Origin of the sequence: Branchiibius hedensis (genome assembly GCF_900108585.1) — a bacterium.
In the GTDB taxonomy this organism is placed as follows: Bacteria; Actinomycetota; Actinomycetes; order Actinomycetales; family Dermatophilaceae; genus Branchiibius; species Branchiibius hedensis.
Window position 1 is genome coordinate 1930414 of record NZ_UESZ01000001.1, and the last position, 23926, is coordinate 1954339.

General features: G+C 67.0%; 24 protein-coding genes. 4 read left to right on the forward strand and 20 right to left on the reverse strand.

Features of this window, described 5'->3' with window-relative positions:
- Together DR843_RS09415 and DR843_RS09420 are read right to left on the reverse strand one after the other, a co-directional pair.
- The gene (locus DR843_RS09415) at positions 1-1074 is read right to left on the reverse strand and encodes a PDDEXK nuclease domain-containing protein (RefSeq protein WP_109685273.1); all 1074 of its coding nucleotides are present in this window, start codon (positions 1072-1074) and stop codon (positions 1-3) included.
- A 66-nt stretch (positions 1075-1140) separates the two neighbouring features.
- On the reverse strand, positions 1141-2001 hold the full coding sequence (locus DR843_RS09420) for a helix-turn-helix domain-containing protein (RefSeq protein ID WP_109685275.1): 861 nt from the start codon (positions 1999-2001) through the stop codon (positions 1141-1143).
- A gap of 54 nt (positions 2002-2055) precedes the next feature.
- Here DR843_RS09420 and DR843_RS09425 point away from each other — a divergent pair, with 54 nt between their 5' ends.
- Positions 2056-2433, forward strand: a complete 378-nt coding sequence (locus DR843_RS09425) for a VOC family protein (protein WP_109685277.1) — start codon at positions 2056-2058, stop codon at positions 2431-2433.
- Position 2434: 1 nt separating this feature from the next.
- Here DR843_RS09425 and DR843_RS09430 read toward each other — a convergent pair whose 3' ends face one another.
- Positions 2435-3847: a pyridoxal phosphate-dependent decarboxylase family protein gene (locus tag DR843_RS09430; protein ID WP_245934068.1), complete on the reverse strand. Its 1413-nt coding sequence runs from the start codon at positions 3845-3847 to the stop codon at positions 2435-2437.
- 85 nt (positions 3848-3932) lie between these two features.
- Here DR843_RS09430 and DR843_RS09435 point away from each other — a divergent pair, with 85 nt between their 5' ends.
- Positions 3933-4916, forward strand: a complete 984-nt coding sequence (locus DR843_RS09435; RefSeq protein ID WP_109685281.1) for a linear amide C-N hydrolase — start codon at positions 3933-3935, stop codon at positions 4914-4916.
- Between the two features lie 16 nt (positions 4917-4932).
- Here the strand turns inward: DR843_RS09435 and DR843_RS09440 are convergent, their stop codons facing one another.
- The 14 genes from DR843_RS09440 to DR843_RS09505 form a co-directional block, all read right to left on the reverse strand.
- Positions 4933-6285, reverse strand: a complete 1353-nt coding sequence (locus DR843_RS09440; protein ID WP_109685283.1) for an MFS transporter — start codon at positions 6283-6285, stop codon at positions 4933-4935.
- A gap of 206 nt (positions 6286-6491) precedes the next feature.
- The gene (gene infB / locus DR843_RS09445; RefSeq protein WP_109685285.1) at positions 6492-9395 is read right to left on the reverse strand and encodes a translation initiation factor IF-2; all 2904 of its coding nucleotides are present in this window, start codon (positions 9393-9395) and stop codon (positions 6492-6494) included.
- 184 nt (positions 9396-9579) lie between these two features.
- Positions 9580-9879 carry a YlxR family protein gene (locus DR843_RS09450; protein WP_172461489.1) on the reverse strand — a complete coding sequence of 100 codons (300 nt, stop codon included), beginning with the start codon at positions 9877-9879 and terminating at the stop codon, positions 9580-9582.
- 46 nt (positions 9880-9925) lie between these two features.
- Complete coding sequence (nusA, locus tag DR843_RS09455) at positions 9926-10969, reverse strand: transcription termination factor NusA (protein ID WP_109685287.1); 1044 nt, start codon at positions 10967-10969, stop codon at positions 9926-9928.
- Complete coding sequence (gene rimP, locus DR843_RS09460) at positions 10969-11541, reverse strand: ribosome maturation factor RimP (protein WP_109685289.1); 573 nt, start codon at positions 11539-11541, stop codon at positions 10969-10971. Before rimP ends, nusA begins: the two co-directional genes overlap by 1 nt.
- A gap of 113 nt (positions 11542-11654) precedes the next feature.
- Positions 11655-12536: an ABC transporter permease gene (locus tag DR843_RS09465; protein ID WP_109685291.1), complete on the reverse strand. Its 882-nt coding sequence runs from the start codon at positions 12534-12536 to the stop codon at positions 11655-11657.
- Positions 12523-13323, reverse strand: a complete 801-nt coding sequence (locus DR843_RS09470) for an ABC transporter ATP-binding protein (protein WP_109685293.1) — start codon at positions 13321-13323, stop codon at positions 12523-12525. The genes DR843_RS09465 and DR843_RS09470 overlap by 14 nt, the downstream gene beginning before the upstream one ends.
- On the reverse strand, positions 13320-14399 hold the full coding sequence (locus tag DR843_RS09475) for an ABC transporter substrate-binding protein (protein ID WP_109685295.1): 1080 nt from the start codon (positions 14397-14399) through the stop codon (positions 13320-13322). Before DR843_RS09475 ends, DR843_RS09470 begins: the two co-directional genes overlap by 4 nt.
- A gap of 69 nt (positions 14400-14468) precedes the next feature.
- Positions 14469-15785 carry a sulfate adenylyltransferase subunit 1 gene (locus tag DR843_RS09480; RefSeq protein ID WP_109685297.1) on the reverse strand — a complete coding sequence of 439 codons (1317 nt, stop codon included), beginning with the start codon at positions 15783-15785 and terminating at the stop codon, positions 14469-14471.
- A 1-nt stretch (position 15786) separates the two neighbouring features.
- Positions 15787-16707, reverse strand: a complete 921-nt coding sequence (gene cysD / locus DR843_RS09485) for a sulfate adenylyltransferase subunit CysD (protein ID WP_109685299.1) — start codon at positions 16705-16707, stop codon at positions 15787-15789.
- Positions 16704-17267, reverse strand: a complete 564-nt coding sequence (cysC, locus tag DR843_RS09490) for an adenylyl-sulfate kinase (protein ID WP_109685301.1) — start codon at positions 17265-17267, stop codon at positions 16704-16706. Before cysC ends, cysD begins: the two co-directional genes overlap by 4 nt.
- The gene (locus tag DR843_RS09495; protein ID WP_109685303.1) at positions 17264-17959 is read right to left on the reverse strand and encodes a phosphoadenylyl-sulfate reductase; all 696 of its coding nucleotides are present in this window, start codon (positions 17957-17959) and stop codon (positions 17264-17266) included. The genes cysC and DR843_RS09495 overlap by 4 nt, the downstream gene beginning before the upstream one ends.
- The gene (locus tag DR843_RS09500) at positions 17956-18147 is read right to left on the reverse strand and encodes an Insertion element protein (protein WP_109685305.1); all 192 of its coding nucleotides are present in this window, start codon (positions 18145-18147) and stop codon (positions 17956-17958) included. Before DR843_RS09500 ends, DR843_RS09495 begins: the two co-directional genes overlap by 4 nt.
- On the reverse strand, positions 18144-19835 hold the full coding sequence (locus DR843_RS09505; RefSeq protein ID WP_109685307.1) for a nitrite/sulfite reductase: 1692 nt from the start codon (positions 19833-19835) through the stop codon (positions 18144-18146). Before DR843_RS09505 ends, DR843_RS09500 begins: the two co-directional genes overlap by 4 nt.
- A gap of 116 nt (positions 19836-19951) precedes the next feature.
- Here DR843_RS09505 and DR843_RS20085 point away from each other — a divergent pair, with 116 nt between their 5' ends.
- Both DR843_RS20085 and DR843_RS09510 read left to right on the forward strand, forming a co-directional pair.
- Positions 19952-20878 (forward strand): hypothetical protein, encoded by a 927-nt coding sequence (locus DR843_RS20085; RefSeq protein ID WP_170119816.1) that lies wholly within the window; start codon positions 19952-19954, stop codon positions 20876-20878.
- Positions 20875-21756, forward strand: a complete 882-nt coding sequence (locus DR843_RS09510) for an aminoglycoside phosphotransferase family protein (protein WP_170119817.1) — start codon at positions 20875-20877, stop codon at positions 21754-21756. Before DR843_RS20085 ends, DR843_RS09510 begins: the two co-directional genes overlap by 4 nt.
- 16 nt (positions 21757-21772) lie before the next feature.
- On the opposite strand, the gene DR843_RS09515 is transcribed toward DR843_RS09510, so the two are convergent.
- From DR843_RS09515 to DR843_RS09525, 3 genes are all read right to left on the reverse strand, one after another.
- Positions 21773-22525 (reverse strand): DsbA family protein, encoded by a 753-nt coding sequence (locus DR843_RS09515; RefSeq protein ID WP_109685311.1) that lies wholly within the window; start codon positions 22523-22525, stop codon positions 21773-21775.
- Positions 22526-22595: 70 nt separating this feature from the next.
- Positions 22596-23351, reverse strand: coding sequence for a DsbA family protein (locus DR843_RS09520; RefSeq protein ID WP_109685313.1), 756 nt, complete (start codon positions 23349-23351; stop codon positions 22596-22598).
- A gap of 64 nt (positions 23352-23415) precedes the next feature.
- Positions 23416-23910 carry a MauE/DoxX family redox-associated membrane protein gene (locus DR843_RS09525; protein WP_109685315.1) on the reverse strand — a complete coding sequence of 165 codons (495 nt, stop codon included), beginning with the start codon at positions 23908-23910 and terminating at the stop codon, positions 23416-23418.
- Positions 23911-23926 lie beyond the last annotated feature (16 nt).

Consider the following 23926-nt stretch of genomic DNA (forward strand, 5'->3'; position numbering starts at 1 on the left):
TCACGGTAGCGGCCCCGACTCCTCGCTCTCGTCATTCGGGCCGTCGCTGGCCAACGCGCGCTCGATCTGCTCGATGGTTGGCAGACTCGTCTGCAACTGCTCCGGTAGAGCCGTGGTCAGCTCGTACTCCGAAATCCCGAGCGGTCGAGCGCTATCGCGAAGTGCGTATTCGGCTACCAACTCATTCTTGGTCTTGCACAGGAGCAGGCCGATGGTCGGAGCGTCCTCCTCGCGTTTGACCTGAGCATCGACCGCGGTGAGGTAAAACCCGAGTTGGCCGACGTGCTCTGGCTTGAACTTGCCGGCCTTGATCTCGATCACCACGTAGGCCCGAAGGGTGAGGTGATAGAAGAGCAGGTCGAGGAAGAAGTCGTCTCCTCCGACATCCAGATGCACCTGCCGCCCGACGTAGGCGAACCCAGCGCCGAGCTCGAGGAGGAAGTCAGCGACGTGGTCAACGAGGGCTTGTTCGATCTCGCGCTCCCGGGCATCCGCATCAAGCCCCAGGAAGTCCAACTTGTACGGGTCCTTCAGCGCCTCCTGTGCGAGATCCGACTGTGCTGGAGGCAAGGTCACCGGGAAGTTGGTGACGGCGCTGCCTTGCCGCTCGATGGCGCGGGTCTCGATCTGGATCGCCAAGGTGTTGCGGGACCAACCGTGCTCAATCGTGGCGGCGGCGTATGCGAGTCGGGTATCGACGTCCTTGAGCTTGGTCAGCAGGACGATGTTGTGGCCCCATGGAATTTGTCCAACAGGCTGTTGGACAAATTCACCGGTCGGCCACGCTTGCGCGAAAGCACGCATGTACAGAAGGTTTGAACGCGAGAACCCGGCCATATCCGGAAACGCCTCGCGTAGGTCGTGTGAGAGCCGATCAATGACCTTGCTTCCCCAGCCTTGGGCAGCCTGCCGCTGCAAGATGTCGCGACCGATCTGCCAGTAGAGGACGATCAGTTCGGTGTTGACGGCCAGGGATGCACGCTGCTGGGCAGCACGGATCTGGACTTTGAGGTCGGCGAACCACTCGGCGTACCCCTCCGGCGGATCGGTCAGCGCGGGCGACTTGTCAGGCATGGGCTGAGTCTCTCGCTAGGCACCGACAGCCATTGGAAGGCGCGGTGCCTGGAGCTATCGGTCGCCCTACTGGTGCGATCCGGCAGTCTGCGCGAGTCGAGCGGCGTACGCCCGCGGCGTCTGCCCCACGATCCGTTTGAACTCCCGGCTGAAGTGCGCGTAGTCGAACCAGCCCAGTTCGTGGGCGAGATCTGAAAGGCTTTCGTAGTCAGCGGTGTTCAGCCGCTCGAGGGAACGGTGGACCCGCCGTCGCATGAGCAACCACTTCGGTCCGACGCCGATGTAGGTGTTGCTCAGGCGTTCCACCGAACGCTCGGACAGCCCGACTCGGTCGGCCAGGTCGGCCACAGAATCCGCCTCCGCCGCATCGATGACCGCAAGACGGGCCAGCAACGCCTGCGCCTCGTCGAGGTCGTAGACGTAGCGCGCGATCTGGTTGCCGATGAAGGAGTCGAGCCGGAATCCTGCGTTCGGGTTCCGCGGGGCGACGTCTTCCAACGGGTCCATCCGATCGACGTACTTCTCCGCACGAAAGGTCTTGTCCCGCAACGTACTTGCGTCGATCCCGGTCATCACCGAGAACGCGCCGGGTCGGTACCGCACGCCGACGACGTGGCCCCACCCGTAGAGCGTCACATCGAAGCGCCGCCGGCTGACGACCCCGGTCACGTAGCAACCGGGACGTTCGGCGCCGTGTCGGATCGAGCCACCCCACTCGTCAGTGAGGTTCACCGCCGACACCGGGACCAGGGACGCGACGTACTTCGTCCCCGCCGGTAGGTCCCAGGACACCGACCAGTAGTGCTCGACGAACTCCGCGTGCTCCTGGGGCACCCAGCGCTGCAGCGTCGCGTGCTGCGCGAACCCAGCCGGGTCGAGCAGTACGCCGCGCTCGGCGAGGTGTGTCGGATTTGTCCTAGTGCCCATTACCGCGAGCCTAGGAGAGTGGCCCGACAACGTACGCCGATCGAAGGACCCCACATGTCAACGACCGCCCCAGCCACGCTCGCCATGGTGAGCATCGATTGCCCTGACGCGAAGGTGCTGTCCGACTTCTACCAGGCCGTCCTCGGGTGGGAGGTGGCGTACGAGGGCGACGGGTACGCCATGCTCAAAGGCGACGGCACCGCGCTCGGTTTCGGCACCACACCCGACTTCACTGCCCCCGCGTGGCCCAACGAGGGCACCAAACAGTTCCACCTGGATCTGGGGGCGGATGACGTCGAGGCCATGGTCGCCCGGTGCGTCGAGTTGGGCGCTACCAAACCGGACTTCCAGCCCGGCGCCGAGCGCTGGACGGTGCTGTTGGACCCCGCCGGCCACCCGTTCTGCGTGACGAACCTGGCCAACTGGGGCTGAGTCAGCGCGACAGGCGATCAAGGAAGGCGACGAGCAACGCCTCGCGCACGGCCGGGGGTGCGACGTCGAGCAGCGCATTGACCGGTGCCATCCGCTCCGGTGCCGCCACCTCACCGTTCCCTCCGGCGAGACCGGCAATCTGCAGCAGCGCGTCGAAGGTCACGTCGTCGAGCGTGGCGGGGTCGATCGCGCTCGCCGCCTCACGAAGCGCAGAATCGACCTCGATCGGTCCGGCGGCCACCGCCGCATCGACCGAATCACGCAGGGCAGCAAGGAAGTCCGGAACTGAAGCTGCCGTCGCTGCGGACAGACTGACGTGCAGGGTCGCCGGGAACTCCTTGAACGACATCTGCGGCTGCACGAACCAGCCCCGGTCCAGCATCAGGTCACTCAGCGTGAAGACGTCCAGTGCCTCGTCGGCTCCGATCGCAACCAGGGTCGAATCCGGTTGCACGACAACACGGAGGTGATCGATCCCGGCCACTCCATCGGTCACCGCCTGCGTCCCGGCCAAGGCCTCCTGCGTCAGTCGCCGATAACCGTCCACGCCGAAGTAACGAACCACCGCCCACGCGGCCGCCAGCGGCCCGCCGGACTTGGTCGACTGCACCGTCGAGTTGAGCATCGTGTAGCCGGGCCAGTCCGCGCTGGCAAAGAACTGCGCCCGCCGGTATCCCGGATCTGCATGCAGCAGAAGGGAAACGCCCTTGGGCGTGTAGGCGTACTTATGCAGGTCGGCCGAAATGCTGGTGACGCCGTCGACCGCGAAATCCCAGGCGGGCAGGTCGTCCGTCCACGGCAGCACCCAGCCGCCGATGCACGCGTCCACGTGCAACCGGATCCCACGTGGCCGAGTCAGGTCCGCGACCTCCTGGACCGGGTCAAGGACGCCGTGCGCGTACGACGGGGCCGAGACCGCGACAAGCACCACCCGATCGCCGTACTCTTCCAGCGCCACTCCGATCGCGGCCGGATCCGCGCGGAAGGTCACCGGGTCGACCGGCACACTCACCCGCTCGACCCCGAAGTAGTGCGCCGCCTTGTGGAAGGCCGCGTGGATCGTGTCCGGTACGACGATCACGGGCTTCTCGACGGCCGCCGCGTCCCGTGCGGTCTTGACCGCGAGCAGGATCGACTCGGTCCCACCTGAGGTCACGGTCCCGACCATTGCATCAGCACCGTGGAACATCGGCCGGGCGAAGTCGACCAGGTCGCGTTCCATCTGCAGAAGACTCGGAAACGCCGTCGGGTCAAGGCCGTTCGTGCCGCCGTACATCGCCAGAGCGGCACGGCCCAACTCATCGGCTTCTGCAACCCCGGAGTCATACACGTAGGCCAACGTGCGGCCGCCGTGGGTGGGTAGATCGGCTGCTCGCAACTGCTGCAACGCCTCGAGAATCTGCTGGGTGCTCACGACGTGATGGTCGCACGGTGCGCCTCTTTTCGGCGTCCTCACGCTCTGCCAGACTGAAGCGGCCCCACGAGGCAAAGGAGCTGAGATGTGCACGAGAATGGTGTACTTCGGCAAAGGTGACCGAGTCATCACCGGCCGGAGCATGGACTGGCAATACGACCTCGGCAGCAATCTGTGGGTGTTTCCCCGGGGAATCGCCCAGAACGGGCATGCCGGTGACTTGTCGTATGAATGGACTTCCAAGTACGGCAGCGTGATGGCATCCGGCTACGACGTCTGCACCACCGACGGACTCAACGAGGCCGGGCTGTGCGCGAATGTGTTGTGGCTGGCGGAGTCCCACTACGAAACGCCGGACGGAAGCAAGAAACTGGTAGCGATCTCTCTGTGGGCACAGTACGTGCTCGACATGTTCGCGACCGTGGCGGAGACCGTCGACGCGCTGGCTGCCGAGGAGTTCACCATCGTGACGGCCGGCGTGCCCGGCGACGATAAGCGTCTAGCCACCATGCACCTGTCGGTCTCTGATGCCACTGGCGACAGTGCGATCTTCGAGTACATCGACGGCAAACTGGTCATCCACCACGACCGTAAATACCAGGTGATGACCAACTCCCCCACCTTCGATGAACAACTGGCGGTCACGTCGTACTGGAACCAGATCGGCGGCACCGTGGTGTTGCCTGGCACCAACCGTGCCGCAGACCGCTTCGCACGCGCGAGTTTCTACATCAACGCGATTCCGCAGGTCGAGGACCGCGACGAGGCTCTCGCCAGTGTGTTGTCCGTCGTTCGCAACACGTCGGTGCCCTTCGGCCTGTCCACTCCCGACCAGCCCAACATCTCCTCGACCCGGTGGCGGACCCTGACCGACCACAAGAGCCTGACCTACTACTACGACTCGGCCACCGCGATCGGTGGATGCTGGGTCGCTCTTGCAGATCTGGATCTATCTGAGGGTGCGCCGGTCAAGCGCCTCGACCTGGCGGCGCTGCAGGCCAGTGGTCAGACAGGGGACGTTGCCTCGCGATTCGTTGACTCCGGACCGATCGCGTTCGCTGGACTCTGACCCAGTGCGCAGCCCGCTAGTGCGGTGAATCAGAAACGGATCGGTGCGCCAGTTTCTCGTCGAGCCGGTAGGCCCGCAACGGGATGAGGCTGATCAGCACGAGCGCGGCCGGAAGGAGGGTGAAGCCGAGCCGGATCGCCCACAACGCCGAATCCGGTTGCTCCACGGTCTTACCCGCTGTCGAAGACAGGTAGCCGCCGAGAGCGAGCACGAGACCGAACACCGCCGGCCCCAGCGCCAGCCCCAGGGTCTCCCCCGCGGTCCAGACACCGCTGAAGACGCCCACCCTGTTCTCATCGCGGCCGCTGGGGTCGAATCCAGCAGCGTCGGCGAACATCGCCAGCGACAGGATCTGGCCACCGGCGTACCCGATACCGACGACGGCGGCGGCGAGATATACCAGCGCGTGCAGATTGGGCAGGCCGACGAAGAGCAACAGCATCCCGACTGTCATCACGACCGTGGCCACCCGGAACCCGGACAACTTGCCCCGGCGGTGTGCATACTTCGCCCACAACGGCGTGACCAGCAACGCCGGTCCGACGAACGCTGCGAACAGCAGCGAGGACGCAGCCTTCTTATGCAGCAGGTCCTCCGCGACGTACGCGACACCGGCGAGCAACAGACCGACGCCCAGCGACTGGATCACGAACGAAATCAGCAGGGCTCGGAAGTCGGGGTGGTGGGCAACGGCCGACAACTGTTGCTTGATCCCACCCTCGGCGGAGACGCTCTGCCGCTCAGGGGCACCCTTGGTCGCCCACCAGGCGCCCACAACTCCGACGGCCAGCAGCAACGCGACGTACAGTCCCATTGCGCGATACCCAGAAGCCGTCTTCTCGCCGAACGCGTTGACCACCAACGGCGCCGTGGCGCCGGAGATCAGGATGGCCACCGCGATGATGATCACCCGCGGCGTCATCAGCCGGGTGCGCTCCTGGTAGTCCTGGGTCATCTCGGCGGGCATCGCGATGTACGGCACCTGGAAGAAGGCGTACGCCGTGGCGCACAGCACGAACAGCGCCACCACCCATCCTGCGGCCAGGCCTTTCGGCGCTGTTGGGCCGGCGAACATCAGGGCGAAGAAGACGGCGAGCGCCAAGCCGCCCTTGAGCAGGAACGGTCGGCGCCGGCCGCCGGGGTTGGTGGACCGGTCCGAGATCCGACCGGCCAGCGGGTTCATCACCACATCCCAGGCTTTGGGGACGAAGACGATGAACGCCGCCACGCCTGCCGCGACGCCGAGCACGTCGGTCAGATACGGAAGCAGCAGCAGCCCAGGAACGGTGCCGAAGGTGCCGGTGGCGATACTGCCGAGGCCGTACCCGTTCAGGATTCGCTTGGGAAGGGGCGCAGCAGTGTCGGACATGGCGGTCACGTTATCCGCCGGACCGCGAAGCGATGGCGCGACATCCGAAAACAGCGATTCCCCGGAGAATTCCGTTTGAAAATCTCCGAGGAATCGCTGTTCTGCGCACTACTGCGACAGCTGACTAAACGCGGTGCTTATGGCGCCACTTCCTCGACCTCGGGCTACGGCGCCGACTTCGTCGACACCTCCGCCCTCGCTCTTCGTCAGTCGCGCGGTTTCTCCCGCTGTTCGTACGTCGTGATCAAGTCACCGATCTGCAGGTCGTTGTAGGACCCGAGGTTGATACCGCACTCGAAGCCCTCACGGACCTCGGTGACGTCATCCTTGAAGCGCCGCAGACCGGCAACCTCGACGTCCTCGGACACCACGACGCCCTCGCGGGTGATACGGGCCTTCGACCCACGCTTGATCTCGCCGCTGCGCACGATCGAACCGGCGATGTTGCCGAACTTGGAGGAGCGGAAGATCTCGCGGATCTCCGCCGAACCCAACTCGACTTCCTCGTACTCCGGCTTGAGCATGCCCTTCAGCGCGGACTCGATGTCCTCGATCGCCTGGTAGATGACCGAGTAGTAGCGGATCTCGACACCCTCGTGCTCGGCGTACTCCGCGTTCTGGCCCTCGGCCCGCACGTTGAAGCCGATGATGATGGCGTCGGAGGCCACGGCGAGGTTGATGTTGTTCATCGTGATGGCACCCACGCCACGGTCGATGATCCGCAGGTCCACCTCGTCGCCCACGTCGATCTGCAGCAACGCGTCCTCGAGGGCTTCGACCGAACCGGACACGTCGCCCTTCAGGATCAGGTTCAGCGTCTCGACCTTGCCCGCCTCCAGGGCCTCGTTGAGGTCCTCCAGGCTGATCCGCTTGCGTGCCTTGGCCAGCGAGGCCTGACGGTCGGCGGCCTCGCGACGTTCCGCGATCTGACGGGCCGTGCGGTCATCCGGCGCCACGATGAACGTGTCACCAGCGCGCGGGACGGAAGCCAGACCCATGACCTGCACCGGTCGCGACGGACCTGCCTCGGGCAGGTTCTTGCCGTGCTCGTCCAGCAGCGCCCGGACGCGGCCGTGCGCCGTACCGGCCACGATCGCGTCACCGACGTGCAACGTGCCGGACTGCACCAGCACGGTCGCGACGGCACCGCGGCCACGGTCCAGGTTGGCTTCGATCGCCACACCACGGGCGTCCTTGTCCGGGTTCGCCCGCAGGTCCAGCGCCGCGTCCGCGGTCAGCAGGACCGCTTCGAGCAACGCGTCGATGTTCTGACCCTGCTTGGCGGACACATCGACGAACATGGTGTCGCCGCCGTACTCCTCAGCGACCAGGTTGTACTCGGTCAGCTGCTGACGGATCTTCGCCGGGTTCGCACCCTCGACGTCGATCTTGTTGACCGCGACCACGATCGGCACGTCGGCCGCCTGCGCGTGGTTCAACGCCTCGATCGTCTGGGGCATCACACCGTCGTCGGCAGCGACGACCAGGATCGCGATGTCGGTCACCTTGGCACCACGGGCACGCATGGCGGTGAACGCCTCGTGACCGGGGGTGTCGATGAAGGTGATCGCGCGGTCTTCGCCCTCATGGTTGGTGTGCACCTGGTAGGCACCGATGTGCTGGGTGATGCCACCGGCCTCGCCCTCGGCGACGTCGGCGTTGCGGATCGCATCCAACAGGCGCGTCTTACCGTGGTCGACGTGACCCATGACGGTCACGACCGGCGGCCGCGGCTGCAGGTCGTCTTCGTCCTCGGCCTCTGCCTCGGCGTCCAGGTCGATGTTGAAGGCGCTGAACAGCTCCTTCTCCTCGTCCTCGGGCGAGACGACCTCGATGTTGTAGCCAAGCTCGGCACCCAGCAGTTTGAAGGTGTCCTCGTCCAACGACTGGGTGGCCGTGGCCATCTCACCGAGGTGGAAGAGCACCGTCACCAGCGATGCCGGGTTGGCATCGATGCGGTCGGCGAAGTCACTCAGCGTGGCACCGCGGCGCACGCGCACCACGGTCTTACCGTCACCGTGCGGGACGCTGACGCCACCAATGGTGGGCGCCTGCATCTGCTCGAATTCCTGGCGCTTGGCGCGCTTGGACTTGCGACCGCGGACCTTTCCGCCGCCACGTCCGAACGCACCCTGGGTGCCACCGCGACCGCCGGGACGGTTGCCACCGCCACCGGGACGACCAGCGAAGCCCCCACCACCGGCGCGGTTACCGCCACCGGGACCGCCACGGCCACCGGCGCCGGCGCGACCAGCACCGGGACCGCCGACGGAGGACTTGCCCGGCATCATGCCGGGGTTGGGACGCGGGCCACCAGCACCGGCACCGGCGCCCGGGCGGCCTGCGCCTCCGGGGCGCGGAGCAGCCGGACGGGGTCCGGCCGCACCACCGGCGCCACGCGCGGCGGCCGGACGGGGCATGCCCTGGTTCGGGGCGAACGGGTTGTTGCCGGGCCGCGGAGCCGAACCGGTCTGCATCCCCTGGCGGGGCGCGAACGGGTTGTTGCCGGGACGGGCACCACCGGGACGGGGAGCCGAACCGCCCTGCCGGGCAGAGCCGCCCGGTCGCGGGGCGTTGCCACCGGAGCGGGGAGCCGGCGCAGGAGTGGACGGCCGCGGTGTCGCCGGACCCGGACGGGGACCCGAAGCACCGGGGGTCGCCGCACGGGCGGCGGGCGCCTCGGCTGCCGGAGCTTGCGGCGTGGCCTCAGCGGCAGCCGGTGCCGCAGCAGCTGGCGCAGCAGGCGCCGGCGCCGCGGGGGCCGGCTTCACCGGTGCCGCGGGCGTAGCCGGAGCCGGAGCTGCGGGAGCCGCAGTGGCGGCTGCCGGAGCAGTTGTTTCGGGCTGGGTGGGAGCGGGCGCTGACGGCGCGCGCTTGATCGTCGGCTTGGCCGGGGTGGCCTTGGCCGCAGTTGCCTTCGCTGGTGCGGACTTTGCTGCCGCGGGGGCAGCCGTCGCTGGCGGGTTTTCCTTGATCTTGCGGACTACCGGAGCCTCGATGGTCGAGCTCGCCGACTTGACGAATTCGCCCTGCTCCTTCAGGTAGGCCAGTAGTTCCTTGCTGCCGATTCCGAGCTCTTTGGCGAGCTCGTGGACCCGGACCTTTGCCACGCTTCTCCTCGTTGAGGTTGGTGACGGTCCGAATCGGGGTGACGCGGACCGTCAGTTGTTGGGGATGCTCATCGCTGAGTACTCATCGGTCACTCATCAGCGTCGAACCCGCTCTCGGTCTTATGCCGCAGCCGGAGATCCGGCAGTACGACGGGTGGTGTGCACTTCGTTGTGTGCGTCGGTGTCAGTCGAGCCTTCCGTGGCGTTCCGCCACGAACTGCTGCACCGCGTTCGTATCCACCGCCTGGGTGAGTCGTAACGCGCGACCGAAGGCCCGTCGCCGGATCGCCTTACTCAAGCAATCGGCGCTCGGATGCAACCAGGCCCCTCGGCCCGGCAGCACGCCACGGACATCGGGCAGCACAGGGACCGGCGAAACCGGCTCCGCTGCCCGCCGATCCGCGACTACCCGCACCAGCGCTGATCGATCATCTCGTTGTCCGCACCCGATACAAGTGCGCACGCGTGAGTGATGGATCTCCATGAGTTTACCTCAGGCCGGTGCTGCCACCGACCACGGCAGGGTCGGCTCAGGCGTCCCGATCAGCGGCGGAACCGCTGGCTTCCGGGGCCGTATCCGGCACGATGTCGATGCGCCACCCGGTCAACCGAGCGGCCAAGCGGGCGTTCTGCCCCTCCTTGCCGATCGCGAGCGACAACTGGAAGTCGGGTACGACGACCCGGGCGATGCGGGCCCGTGGATCCACGATCGTGGCCGAGAGCACCCGCGCCGGCGACAGGGCGGCCGCGACGAACTCCTGCGGGATCTCGCTGTAGTCGACGATGTCGATCTTCTCGCCGTTCAATTCGTTCATCACCGCACGCACCCGCGAACCCATCGGCCCGATGCAGGCGCCCTTGGCGTTCACACCCGGCGACTTCGAGGCCACCGCCACCTTGCTGCGGTGCCCCTCTTCCCGCGCGATAGCGGCGATCTGCACGGTGCCGTCGGCGATCTCGGGCACCTCCAGGGCGAACAGCGAGCGCACCAGGTTCGGATGCGACCGAGACAAGGTGATCTGCGGGCCCTTCATGCCCCGCTTCACACTGACCACGTAGCAGCGGATCCGTTCCCCGTGTTTGTAGACCTCACCGGGCACCTGCTCCGCCGACGGCAGGATCCCTTCGACGGTGCCGAGGTCCACGTGCACGTTGCGCGGGTCGTTCGATTGCTGGATGACCCCGGCGACGACGTCGCCCTCCTTGCCGCGGAAGTCCCCCAGCACTGCCTCATCGGCTACGTCGCGCATCCGCTGGACGATCACCTGGCGGGCGGTCGCCGCTGCCACCCGACCGAAGTCCGAGGGAGTGTCGTCGAATTCCGGGCCCAACTCGAAGCGAGGCGTCGGCTCAGGGTTCTCGTCGGTGGGCTCGACCGGGACGTCGATGCGTTCGCGCGCGAGCACCCGCACGTCACCGCTCTTGCGGTCCAACTCCACCCGGGCGTCCTGATAGGTATCGCTCTCGCGGTGGTAGGCGGTCAACAGCGCTTGCTCGATCGCCGGAATGATCACGTCCAGCGGGATGTCGCTCTCCCGCTCCAGCGTCCGCAGGATGGCCATGTCGATGTGCATCAGGCTTCGTCCCCTTCACCGTCTTCGTCGACGTCCGTGTCTGAAGTCTCTTTGCCCACCTTCGAAAACTCCACCTGGATATCCGCGCGCCCGCACTCGGCGTACGTCAATGAGGTCTCACTGGTGGCGCCCTTGGGCCCGGTCACCAACAGCGTCACGCCGTCGGCGTCGGCGGACACGATGCGACCCTCGACCGGATCCGCGCCTTCGCGGGTGATCCGCACCAGGCGACCGACGTTGCGCCGGAAGTGCCGTGGACTGGTCAGCGGCCGGTCGGTGCCGGGTGAACTGACTTCCAGCACGTACGCCGCGTCGCCCATCAGGTCGGTGTCGTCCAGGGCCGTGCCGATCACCCGGGTGGCGTCGGCAACCAGGTCAAGGTCCACCGGAGCGGTCGCAGTCGTCGTGGCCGGCCCCTCGTCGGGAATGTCGCGGTCAACCAGGACACGCACGATTCGCCGTTTGCCCGCCGGGGCGACGGTGAGGTCCTCGACCCGCAACCGCAACGGAGCCAATCGCTCGCTGAGTTCCTGCGCGATCCGCTCGGTGCGCGCGGTCGACGAGGTGCTCATGACGGCTCTCCTGTTGTGGATTCGGTTGTCACCGCGCAGCAGCGTGCCGCGGTGGGTGGGACGTCAGCAACCCTACCGTGGGGCAGCGACTGCTCGCTGCCGCGCAACCGCGCTCAGAGGCCGGCCGGCGTCAACCCCCGCGCCCGCAAGACCCGACGCTCCAAGGGAGCGAAGATCAACAGGTCGATGACGATGCCGACGACCAGGATCAGCGCGATCGCGGCGATCACCGTGGGCATGTCGGACTGGGTGCTGCCGTTCTCCAACATCTGGCCAAGACCGGAACCGAGGCTCGGTGCGTTCGCGACCAGTTCGGCAGCCATCAGCGAGCGCCAGGCGAACGCCCAACCCTGCTTCAGACCCGAGACGTACGTCGGTAGCGCCGCCGGAAGCAGCACGTAGCGGACCATCTCCCATCGGTTGGCCCCTAGTACCGCGCCGGCCCGACGCAGCAGCGGCGGGGTCTGGTCCAGTCCACCGATCAGCCCGTTGGCGATGGAGGGCACTGCGCCCAGCAGCACGACCAGGTAGATGGTGGCCGGGCTGAGTTGGAAGACGACGATGGCGAAGGGCACCCACGCCACCGAAGGCAGCGACTGCATCGCCGACAACAGCGGGCGGAAGCCCTTGCGCAGCACCGCGAACTGACCGATCAGCAGACCCAGAACGGTCCCGATGACCACCGACACCGCGAAGCCGATCAGACCGCGGTGCAGGCTGACCCAGATTGCGCTCCAAGCATCGCCGGAGCGGATCGACTGCCACAGCGTGCTCCACACGGTGCCGGGGCTGGGCAGCACCCACGGGTCTTTGATGCCGGAGAGGTAGATCAACTGCCAGACGCCGATGAGCGCGGCAACGACGGCGATCGGCGCAACGATGGCAACCCAGTCGATGCGTCGGCGGCGCTGGCTGATCGACTGGTCCTCGAGCGCGTCGAGTCCGTCACTGATCTGGTCCAGCTCGGTGGTGGAGGACAACTCAGCGGTTGACATGGCGCACGATCTCCTCTCGCAGGGCCAGGGTGATTTCGGTGGAGAGCGCACCGACGGCGGGATCCTCGATGTTGCGCGGCTGGGACAGTTCGATGTCCCAGGTCTTCAGCACCCGTCCGGGCCGGCTGGACAACAGCACGACCCGCTGGCCGAGGCGCACCGCTTCGCGCACGTTGTGGGTCACGAAGATGACGGTCATCCCGCTGCTGCTCCACAGTTGCGAGAGTTCCTCGTGCAACACGTCGCGGGTGATGGCGTCCAACGCGGCGAACGGCTCGTCCATCAACAACACGTCCGCGCCCTGGGCGAGGCTGCGGGCCAGCGCGATTCGCTGGCGCTGACCACCGGAGAGTTCGTGCACTCGCCGGTCCCCCGCGCCACCGAGGCGGACCAGGTCGAGCAGTTCCTGACGGCGGTGCGCTCGCTCACCACGCGGCGTACCGCCGAGTTTGAGGGCCAGGTCGATGTTGCCGGCGGCGGTCAACCACGGGAACAACGCCGACTCCTGGAACATCAGCGCAGCCTGCTTGCCGCCGGCGATCTCGATGCGGCCGCTGGTCGGCTGGTCGAGCCCGGCGATCAGATTGAGCAAGGTGCTCTTGCCACAACCGGAGGCGCCAAGGACGGTCACGAACTCCCCGGCGGCCACGGTGAGGTTGATGTGGTCCAGAGCCAGCACCTGGGTGCCGTCCCCACCTTCAAACGCCTTGGAGACGTCCTCGACGCGCACCCGGGGAGTGTCGACCTGCACCTGCGCGGCCTGCTTCTGCTGGGTCGTGGTCGTCATTTCTGCCCCAAACCGGCGTCGGAGACCTCGGGCTTGCCTTTGGCCTTCAGGACCTCGTTGAGCAGGGTCAGGTCGTAAATCCCCTTCAGGTCGGTCTTCTTCAGCAGGCCCACATCGACGGCATGGTCGGCGACCGTCTGCAGCGACGATGCGTACGGGTCCCAGCCCAGCGTCACATTGCTCAGCGCCTTGGCGGCGACACCCGCAGGCAGCGCCTTCCCGGTCAGCTTCTTCAAAGCCGCGTCCAGGTCGGTTGCCGCGGTGCTCTGGTTGGCATTGATCCAGTCGACGGTGTCGACCTGCCCTTCGAGCAGATCCTTCACGGTCTGCGGGTACTGCTTGAGGAACTTGGTGGAGACCAGCAGGTTGGTGGTGATGAACTGGCCGCCGGGCCACTGCGTCTTCTCATCGACCAGCACATGTCCGCCGCCCTGGACCACCAGCCGGGTCAGCCACGGCTCGGGCAACCAACCACCGTCGATCCGACCCTGCTTGAACAGGTCGAGAGTCTGGGCGTTGTCCTGCGCGACGATCGTGACGTTCTTGGCGCCTGATCCGTTGACCGTGAATCCCTGCTGCTTGAGGTAGTACTTGGCGGCGATGTCCTGGGTGCCACCCAGTTGCGGGGTGGCGATGGTCTTGCCGGCCAGGTCGCTGACCGAGTTGATCTTGCTGTTCACCACGAGCCCGGCGCCACCGGACGCCCCGCCGGCGATCAACCGCACGGCCTCGCCGTTGCTCTTGGAGTAGGCGTTGATCGCCGGGTTGGGGCCGACGTACACCGCGTCGATGGCTCCGGACAGCAACGCCTGGGTCGCTGCGGGGCCCGCGTTGAAGGTCTGGGTCTCCAGCTTGGTCTTGCCCAACGCCTTGGCGTACAACCCCTCGTCGACGCCCAGGACGGGTACGGCGTGGGTGACGTTCGGGAAGTAGCCCAGGCGCAACGTGCTGGCGACGCCGTTGCCCGACTGGGTGGCGTTGCTGGAGGCATCCGAAGAGGAGCACCCGGCAACCGCCGCGGCGGCCAGGGCGGCGGCAGCCGCGGAGGCGAGGGCGATCGAGAACCGGTTGGTCATGGCGGTGGTGCTCCTATGGGAAACGTAGGGAATTGCGATAGGGGAATTACTGGGTAGGGCAAGAGTCGGTCAGGCGGTGAGGCGGTCACTCGCTCCGGCAAGGCCGGCAGCAACGGTTGCGCCCGTGTCGGGGTCGATCACCAGGAAGGCGCCGGTCCCCCGCAGTTCGGCATAGTCGTCGAGCGCGACGGGTTCGGCCAGCTGGACGCTGACCTGCCCGATGTCGTTGAGACACAGACGATCGCCCTCTGCTCGCCAGGTGAGTTCGTCAGCGTCCCAGGTGGCGGCGACCGGTCCGAGCATCCCGCGTACGGTGCGCGTGCCCGCTTTGACCAGCACCCGCTGGCGGGGCGCGGACGCCTTCTCGGACAACCAGGTGAGCACCCCGTCGATTTGCCGCAGTACGCCGATCGCGGACCCCCACTGCTCGTTCTCACCTTCGCGGACGAGGACTTCGCCGCGGGCGACATCGAGTTCGTCGGCCAGCAACAAGGTGACGGATTCACCTGCGGTTGCTTGCTGTTGGGAACCAGTGGGTCCGTCGATGCCGGTCACCGTCGAGGTCTGACCCGAGGGTTGCGCGGTGATCTCATCGCCGACCCGCACGCTGCCGCTGGCCACGCGACCCGCCAGGCCCCGATAGTCCGGATGCGCTTCGGTGCGCGGCCGGATCACCAGTTGCACCGGGAACCGGAACGGTTCGAAGTCACCGGTCCCGCCGGAGGGCAACTCTTCCAGGAGCGGAAGCAACGGCTTGCCGGTGTACCAGGCGGGCCCACCATCGACGATGTTCTCGCCGGTGAGCGCACTCACCGGGACGACATCGACACCCCGCAGGCCGACCTTCGCCGCGACCTCACGCACATCGGCCGCCACCTGCTGGAACCGCTCCTGGGACCAGTCGACTGCGTCCATCTTGTTGACCGCGAAGACGACTGTGGGGACCCGCAACAGAGCGAGAATCGCTGCGTGCCGGCGGGTTTGGACGCTGACCCCGTTACGTACGTCGATCAGCACCACCGCGGCGTCAGCCGTGGACGCACCGGTCACCGTGTTGCGGGTGTACTGCACGTGGCCCGGCGTATCGGCCAGCACGAAGCTGCGCCGAGGGGTCGAGAAGTAGCGGTAGGCAACGTCGATCGTGATGCCCTGCTCTCGCTCAGCGCGCAGACCGTCGGTGAGCAACGCGAGGTCGAAGTCGCCGGCACCGCGGCGCTGGCTGGCGGCCAGAGTGGCGTCGTACTGGTCGGCCAGGATCGACTTGGTGTCGTGCAGCAGCCGCCCGACCAGGGTCGACTTGCCGTCGTCGACCGACCCGGCCACGACCAGACGCAACTGGCCGATCGCGGGAGCATCGGACACAGAGGGGCTCTCGGTGTGCGTCATATTAGAAATAGCCTTCCCGCTTGCGGTCTTCCATGGCGGCCTCGGACAACCGGTCGTCGGCCCGGGTGGCGCCGCGCTCGGTCAAAGTGCTCACCGACACCTCGGCGATGATCTGGTCGGCGGTGACGGCATCGCTCTCGACGGCGCCGGTGCACGAGCCGTCACCCACCGTGCGGTAGCGAACCATCCTGCGCTGCAGCACTTCCCCGTCGCGAGGACCACCCCACGGGCCAGGCGTCAGCAGCATCCCGTCCCGCAGGAAAACGTCCCGTTCGTGCGCGAAGTAGATGCTCGGCAGCGCCACGTCCTCAATGGCGATGTAGTGCCAGATGTCGAGTTCGGTCCAGTTCGAGATCGGGAAGACCCGGGTGTGCTCGCCCGGAGCGTGCCGACCGTTGTAGATGTCCCACAACTCCGGTCGCTGCCGGCGCGGATCCCAGCCGCCGAATGCGTCCCGCACCGAGAAGATCCGCTCCTTGGCGCGGGCCCGATCCTCGTCGCGTCGCGCACCGCCCAGCAGCGCGTCGAACTTCTGCTCGGCGATCGTGTCGAGCAACGGCACGGTCTGCAACGGGTTGCGAGTGCCGTCGGGACGCTCGCTCAGCCGACCGTCGGCGAGCCAGTCCTCGACATTGGCGACGACCAGCCGGTGCCCGCCGTCCTCGACAACCTGATCACGGAACGCAATGACCTCAGCCAGGTTGTGCCCGGTGTCCACGTGCAGCAACGTGATCGGCAACGGAGCAGGGGCCACCGCTTTGCGGGCCAGGTGCAGCAGCACCGCGGAGTCCTTGCCACCGCTGAAGAGCAGTGCGGGACGGTCGAATTCGGCGACGACTTCCCGGATGATCTGAATCGACTCCGCCTCCAACTCCCGCAGGGCGGAGGTCGTGGCAGCGTCGCTGGGCGCAAAGGTCGTCATGCGGTCTCCTGCACTGTGCTGACGAGGGTGGACGTACCGATGCAGAAGTGGTCCACGATGACCCGGACGGCGTCGGCGACGCTGATCTGCTCGGTCTGGATGGTCAGGTCCGGATCGACCGGCACCTCATAGGGATCATCGACCCCGGTCATGCCACGCAACTCCCCCGCGGCAGCCTTGGCGTAAAGCCCCTTCACGTCCCGCCGCTGACATTCGGCCAGTGTCGTTGCGACGTACACCTCGGCGTACGGCGTGCCGTGGCTGTCGTGGTGGGCGCGGACAGCGGCCCGGGCGTCGGCGTACGGCGCGATGACCGGCACGATCGAGACCACGCCGTGCCGGGAGAGCAACTCCGCGACGAAGCCGACCCGGGTGACGTGGGTCGTGCGGTCCTCGCGGGAAAAGCCCAGTCCCGCCGACAGGTTCGTGCGCAGCTCGTCCCCGTCGAGAATCTGTGCGTCCACGCCCTGACCCGCCAGGTGCTCCGCCAACGCCTCCGCGATGGTCGACTTGCCTGCCCCTGACAGCCCGGTCAGCCAGAGAGTGATTCCGCTACTCATAGGTGGATCCCGCATTCGGTCTTGTCGGTCCCCGACCAACGACCCGCCCGAGGGTCCTCCCCTGCAGCGACCCGCCGTGTGCACGGTGCGCAGCCGATCGACGGGTAGCCCTGCGTCAGAAGTGGATTCGAGATCAGGTCATGCTCCGCGGCGTACGCCTCGACCTGCTCGTCGGTCCACAGCGCCAGCGGGGCGACCTTGACTTTGTCCCGGCGCGGATCGAACGACACGACAGGGGTGTTCGCGCGCGTGGCTGACTCCACCCGCCGCAGACCGGTCGCCCAGGCGTCGTAGTCGTCCAACGCCTCATCCAACGGGTGCGTCTTGCGCAACGCACAACACAGATCGGGATCCGTGGCGAAGAGGTCCTTGCCGTAGTCGGCGTCCTGCTGCGCGACGGTCTGCCGTGGCGTCAGGTTGCGCACCTGCAGCCGGGGGTAGCGCGCGGCAACCCGGTCGCGCGTCTCGATCGTCTCGGCGAAGTGGTAACCGGTGTCGAGGAAGAGCACGTCAACGTCCGGGATGACGTTCTGCACCAAGTGCAGCAACACGGTGTCCTGCATGGAGGAGGCGACCGCGAATCGCGTGCCGAACGTGTCGGCGGCCCAGCGCACGATGTCGGTGGCGTCGGCGCCCTCGAGGTCGCGGCCCGCCTCGGTCGCGAGAGCTTCCAGGTCGGTGGTCGTGGTCATGAGCGCACCTGCGAATCTGCCTGTCCCGCAACAGAAAGACCCACGAACGAGACCGTGAAGACGCGGGTGCATCCGGCGCACCGCCAGGCTCCGCGCGGCTCCGGCTCGGGGCGCAGATCCTCGTCGCTGCAGTACGGGCAGTAGTAGGGCACCGCGCGCTGCGTGCCGGCCGAGTGGGGCGCTGTCATCGCAGGTCCTCCTCGTCCGCCCGCTGCGCCCATTGCGCGAAGCGCTCGCCCGGTTCGTGCTGCTTGACGAAGTTCTCGGTGACCCGCACGACGTAGTCGCCCAACTCAGCCGAGGACACCTTGTGCGAGCGCAGCTTGCGACCGAAGCCCGCGTCCAGACCGAGGCCGCCACCGAGGTGCACCTGGAACCCTTCGACCTGCTCCCCCGCGTCGTTGGTGACGATCTGGCCCTTCAGCCCGATGTCGGCCGTCTGGATGCGGGCGCAGGAGTTGGGGCAGCCGTTGATGTGGATCGACAGCGGCCGCTCCAACTCGATGTGGTCCAGTCGCTCCTCGAGGTCAGCAACCAGCGTGTGGGCTCGCGCCTTGGTCTCGACGATCGCCAGCTTGCAGAACTCGATACCGGTGCACGCCATCGTCGAGCGGCGCCACGGGCTCGGATTCGCCTCCAGCCCAACGGCGCTGACTTCCTCGACCAAGGCGTCGACCGCTTCGGGTCGCACATCCAGGACGACGAGTTTCTGGTACGGCGTGAGCCGAATCCGCCCGGACCCCGCCTTCTGCGCGGAGTCGGCCACGGACTTCAGCACCGTCCCACTGACGCGGCCCGCGATCGGGGCCAGCCCGACGTACTTGTTGCCGTCGATCTGGTCGTGGACGCCGATGTGGTCAAGGGGCTGATCGGGCAGCGGCGCGGCAGGACCGTCCAGCAGGCTGCGGTGCAGGTACTCGGTCTCGAGCACGTCGCGGAACTTCTCGGTGCCCCAGTCGGCGACCAGGAACTTCAGCCGCGCGCGGTGCCGCAACCGCCGGTAGCCGTAATCGCGGAAGATCTGGATGACGCCATGCCACACGTCGGGCACCTCGTCCAGCGGCACCCACACACCGAGTCGTTCGGCCAGGCGCGGGTTGGTCGACAACGCACCACCCACGAGCAGGTCGAAGCCGGGTCCGTGCTCCGGGTGCTCGACGCCGACGAAGGAGACGTCGTTGATCTCCGGTGCCGCATCGGCCAACCAGGCGATCGAGGTCTTGAACTTGCGGGGCAGGTTCGACAGCGTCGGGTCACCGATGAACCGGCGGCAGATCTCCTGGATGGCCGGCTCGGGGTTGAGCACCTCCTGCGCGCTGACCCCCGAGACCGGCGAGCCGAGCACGACACGAGGGGTATCACCGCACGCCTCGGTGGTCGACAGACCGACCCCTTCCAGGCGGCGCCAGATCTCCGGGACGTCCTCGACGCGGATCCAGTGGAACTGGATGTTCTCCCGGTCGGTGATGTCCGCGGTGTCCCGGCCGAAGTCGATCGAGATGTCCGCGATCACCCGCAGCTGCTCGGTGGTGAGAGCGCCCCCGTCGACGCGTACCCGCAGCATGAAGTACTCATCGTCCAGGTCCTCCGGGGCGATGGTCGCGGTGCGGCCGCCCTCGATCCCGGGCCGGCGCTGGGTGTACAGGCCCCACCAGCGCATGCGACCGCGCAGATCCTCCGGGGAGATCGATGCGAAACCCTCGCGGGCGTAGACGGTCTCGATGCGCTCGCGGACGTTCAGTCCGTCGTCGGCCTGTTTGAAGACCTCATTGGGATTGAGCGGTTCGCGCTGGCCAAGGGCCCACTGCCCTTCACTACGGGGTTCGCGGGTCTCAGCGCGTCGTGGGCGCGCAGGAGCAACGGGTCGTTCTGGCACGTCATATAACGTGACATTTGGATGAACCAAACGTCAAATAATGCCGCCGTTGTCTCACCCCTTAGACCGGCGGGGCGCGGTCACGACGGGTGCGGCCGGGAGGTAGTTTCCCACATGTGTCCCGTCGCCCTGTCACCCGCCGCGGGCTGCTGGGCGGTGCTGGCGCCGGTGTGCTCGCGGTAGGCCTGTCGGCGTGCGGCATCCGGCTGGAGTCCGGTGCTCCCGCGATCCCGGGTTTGCAGACGCAGGGGCCGCCTGTCGACACGGCCGCCCTGCAGGCCACCGTGGCGAGTCGGACCATGGCCTTGGAGACCTTGGCCCAACCCAGCGCCGGGCTGCAGACCTCGATCAAGCCGGCCTACCGCCAGCAACTGAGCCGACTGCAAGCGGTGATGGCCAGCGCGGGCATGCCGGAAGCCACGAGCTCGCCGACGACGGGTACGACGGCCAAGTCCCTGGTCGGCTTCGAGACCTTCATCCGCGCTCAGCTCAACGCGTCGACCTTCGCGCGCATCGCTGGTGCCGAGGCCGCCTACGTGCCGATGCTCGCCGCGTCCAGTGCACTGGACGCCGGCGCGGCGCTGAGTCCACAGGGCGTTGCTGCCCAGGGTCCAGCACCGGCATGGCCCACCGCTGCCCTTCCCGCAGACGTTGCGGTCGGCCTGTTGCCAGCGGTCCGCGAGGCGGTCTACGGCCTGGAGGTCATCGCTGCGAAGAGCGCGCTCAGCGGCCGCGCGCGGGTCACCGCCACCTTGCACACCATGTACCCGATCCGCGCCCAGCTCGAGGCCATCGCCGGCGATGCGGCGCCCCCGCTGCACTCGACGTACGCACTCACGCCCGACCCCAGCACCGACCAGGCGCGTACGACGCTGGCGCGCCACCTGCTGACCGCAGTAGTAGCCGCGTGCGCCGACCAGGCCGCCGCGACCAAGGGGTCGGCCGACCACGTCGGCGCACTGCTGCACGTGTGGGGCACCGCGCTGACCACGTCCTGGACGTGGGGCGTCCCGCCGGTGGCGTTCCCCGGACTCGCCGAGTGAGCTTCGAGCTCGACGTCCCGGACGGTCTGCGGACCACCCTGGCGGGCCGCCCGCCCGCGGGCGGGCCATCGGGCGATGACTGGCTGCGCGCCCTTCCCCGGCTTCTGGCCGCAGCCGCCGACCGGTGGGGGCTGAGTGATCCGCAACCGCCGAGGTACGGCGAGTGCGCGCTCGTCGTACCCTGCACCTCCTCGTCGGGTCCGGTCGCGCTGAAGTTGACCTGGCCCCATCCCGAAGCACGATTCGAACACCTGGCGTTGCGAGCCTGGAACGGCGATGGAGCGGTCCGGTTGCTCGCCGCCGACACCACGGATCACGCACTGTTGCTGGAGCAACTGGACGCCGATCGGTCGCTGGAGCAGATTGACCTTCTGGAAGCCTGCGAGACCGTGGGTTCGCTACTGCGGCAACTGGATCGGCCCGCACTGCCCCAGATCGGCTCGCCACCAGTTGACGCATGGCGCGCGTTGCTGGAGCACGGTGGTGAGCACGTGCCACGCCGGTTCGTCACCCGGGCTGCCGCGCTGCTGCGAGATCTACCGACTGGAGACCGCCTGGTCCACAGTGATCTGCACTTCGCGAATGTGCTTGCGGGACAAAGAGCTTCGTGGCTGGCCATCGATCCGAAACCAGTCACCGCCAGTCCAGCCTTCGGCGTCGCCCCAGTGCTGTGGAACCGGTGGTCGGAGGCGACCGCTGCCTACAACCTGCGGTCCCACCTTCGACTGCGGGCGGGTCTGGTCGCCGAATCGGCGGGCATCGACGAGGACGACGCGATGGCCTGGTCCTTCGTGCGATGCGTCCTCAACGCGTGCGAGACACCACCAGGTGATGCGGCGCTGTCCCGGTGGATCACCATCGCCAAAGCGATGACCTGAACGGGCTGACCCAGGTTCACCCCTTGAAGGAGGTGACCACCGACTCGAACGAGTTGTCCTGACTCATCAACGCGCCGTACTCCGCGCCGTACTGGTCCAGTTCCTTGCCGTCGATGAAAACTGTCGGGGTCCCGGTGACGCCGTCCTTGCCGGATTGGGTCTCCGTGGCCTCGGCGTAGTCCTTGTACTTCTGGTCACTCACACACTTCACGAAGGTGTCGTAGGCGGAGCCGCTGATGCCGGCGTCCTTGCCGAAGCTCGTCAACTGGTCGTCGGTGTATCCCTCCCCTTCGGTGGCGGGCTGGTTGGCGAACACGGTCGAGTGGTACTGCGGGAACTTACCGGCGTCGGCGGCACAGTACGCGGCGTTCGCGGCGCGCAGCGAGTTGTCACCGGGATGACTTCCGTCCAGGAACGTCTTCACGTGCAGCACGAGCTTCACCTTCCCAGCGGCCGCCATGCTCTGCATCTGCTCGCCGTTATGCGTCTCCAGTCGCTTGCAGTATGGGCACTGAAAGTCTTCGTACACGTCCACGGTTTTCGCCCCTGACTGCAACTTCACGTCCGGGTAGGCCACGACGCCTTTGCCACCCGTGATACCACCGGTAGGGACAGCGGCATTGTCCGATCCGCCGGACTGGGTCACCAGGAACGCCGCGAACCCGGCGATCACCAGCACGGTCGCGATCAACGCCGCGATCAGCGCCTTGGACGGGCCTTGTCTGGGGGCGGAGGCTTTGAGCCGTTCGGCGGCATCAGGGCGAGGCATGGGCTCACTCTAGAGACACGAACGCGGGGCCGGGTGACGCAAACCCGGCCCCGCGTCGTACTGCCATTGATTACTTGACGGAGTTGATGACCGACTCGAAGGAGTTCGGCTGGGTCAGCAGCGTCTTGTACTCGGTGCCGGTGTTGTCGATCTCCTTGCCGTCGACGAAGAACGTCGGGGTTCCGGTCACGCCGTCCTTACCGGACTGAGTCTCGGTCTCGTTGACGTAGTCCTTGTACTTGTTGCTGTCCACGCATTTGACGAACGTCGTGTACGCCGCACCGGTGATCCCGGCGTCCTTGCCGAAGCTCTTCAACTGGTCGACGGTGTACCCGTCGCCCTCCGTCGCGGGCTGGTTGGCGTAGACGGTCGAGTGGTACTCGGGGAACTTGCCCGCGTCCGCCGCGCAGAAGCCGGCGTTGGCGGCTTGCGCCGACGCATCGTTGCCGAAGTTGTTGTCCAGGAACGACATCATGTGTACGACGACCTTCACCTGGCCGTTCTTGGCCATCGTCTTCATCATGTCGCCGTTCTGCGTCTCGAACTGCTTGCAGACCGGGCACTGGAAGTCCTCGTAGACGTTGACCGTCTTGGCGCCGGACTGCAGCTTGGCGTCCGGGTACAGAACCAGGCCCTTGCCCCCCTCGATGCCACCGGTCGGGACGGCGCTGGACGCGCTGCTGGTGTTCTTGCTCTGGGTCACCAGGAAGGCAGCGAAGCCGGCGATCACGAGAACGACAGCGATCACGGAGGCGATCAACGCCTTGGACGGCCCCTCTTTGGGGGCTGCCGCCTTGATCTTCTCGGCGGCATCGGGGCGAGGCATGACGAGGTCCCTATCTGTATGGGTGGATTGCTCTGGGAACGATCTGTGGCGGCGGCGGGTTCCGTCAGCCCCACAGCTTCTGGTCGAGACTGAACTTGGTCCGGGGGAAGAACACCAGCCAGGCGCCGCACGCCAGCAGGCCGAGGTCGCGCAGCACGTCCCAGGTGTAGTTGGGTTTCACGCCGACCTCACCGCCACCGCCGAAGCAGCCGCAGTTGATCGACAGGCCGCGTGCCCACGCCGAGATGATGCCGATCAGGAAGGCGATCATCAGCAACGAGCCGAGGATTGCTGCCCACCGGGTGAACAGGCCCAGCACCAGCAACAGCCCGAAGATGATCTCGGCGAAGGGCATGAACGCCCCCCACAGGTTGGCCAGGTCGTACGGCAGGATCTTGAACGCGCGGGTCGCCAGCTGCGCCTCGGGGATGTTCGTGGCTTTGATCGCACCGGAGACCAGGTAGGTCACGCCCAGGATCAGCCGGGCGGCGAGACCCACCCAGGGTTTCCAGTCGGTGGTCGGGCGCGCGTCGGGGGTCGTGGCGGTGCTAGCGGTCACCGCCCCAGGGTAACCG

Coding starts and splice junctions, on each gene's coding strand:
- cysD (WP_109685299.1), bottom strand. CDS start 16,707: ATGACGACCTTTGCGCCCAGCGACGCTGCCACGACCTCCGCCCTGCGG.
- DR843_RS09465 (WP_109685291.1), bottom strand. CDS start 12,536: ATGTCAACCGCTGAGTTGTCCTCCACCACCGAGCTGGACCAGATCAGT.
- DR843_RS09420 (WP_109685275.1), bottom strand. CDS start 2,001: ATGGGCACTAGGACAAATCCGACACACCTCGCCGAGCGCGGCGTACTG.
- DR843_RS09440 (WP_109685283.1), bottom strand. CDS start 6,285: ATGTCCGACACTGCTGCGCCCCTTCCCAAGCGAATCCTGAACGGGTAC.
- DR843_RS09500 (WP_109685305.1), bottom strand. CDS start 18,147: ATGACAGCGCCCCACTCGGCCGGCACGCAGCGCGCGGTGCCCTACTAC.
- DR843_RS09495 (WP_109685303.1), bottom strand. CDS start 17,959: ATGACCACGACCACCGACCTGGAAGCTCTCGCGACCGAGGCGGGCCGC.
- DR843_RS09425 (WP_109685277.1), top strand. CDS start 2,056: ATGTCAACGACCGCCCCAGCCACGCTCGCCATGGTGAGCATCGATTGC.
- DR843_RS09450 (WP_172461489.1), bottom strand. CDS start 9,879: ATGGAGATCCATCACTCACGCGTGCGCACTTGTATCGGGTGCGGACAA.
- DR843_RS09520 (WP_109685313.1), bottom strand. CDS start 23,351: ATGCCTCGCCCCGATGCCGCCGAGAAGATCAAGGCGGCAGCCCCCAAA.
- DR843_RS09470 (WP_109685293.1), bottom strand. CDS start 13,323: ATGACGACCACGACCCAGCAGAAGCAGGCCGCGCAGGTGCAGGTCGAC.
- DR843_RS09480 (WP_109685297.1), bottom strand. CDS start 15,785: ATGACGCACACCGAGAGCCCCTCTGTGTCCGATGCTCCCGCGATCGGC.
- DR843_RS09475 (WP_109685295.1), bottom strand. CDS start 14,399: ATGACCAACCGGTTCTCGATCGCCCTCGCCTCCGCGGCTGCCGCCGCC.
- cysC (WP_109685301.1), bottom strand. CDS start 17,267: ATGAGTAGCGGAATCACTCTCTGGCTGACCGGGCTGTCAGGGGCAGGC.
- rimP (WP_109685289.1), bottom strand. CDS start 11,541: ATGAGCACCTCGTCGACCGCGCGCACCGAGCGGATCGCGCAGGAACTC.
- DR843_RS09435 (WP_109685281.1), top strand. CDS start 3,933: ATGTGCACGAGAATGGTGTACTTCGGCAAAGGTGACCGAGTCATCACC.
- nusA (WP_109685287.1), bottom strand. CDS start 10,969: ATGCACATCGACATGGCCATCCTGCGGACGCTGGAGCGGGAGAGCGAC.
- DR843_RS09515 (WP_109685311.1), bottom strand. CDS start 22,525: ATGCCTCGCCCTGATGCCGCCGAACGGCTCAAAGCCTCCGCCCCCAGA.
- DR843_RS09415 (WP_109685273.1), bottom strand. CDS start 1,074: ATGCCTGACAAGTCGCCCGCGCTGACCGATCCGCCGGAGGGGTACGCC.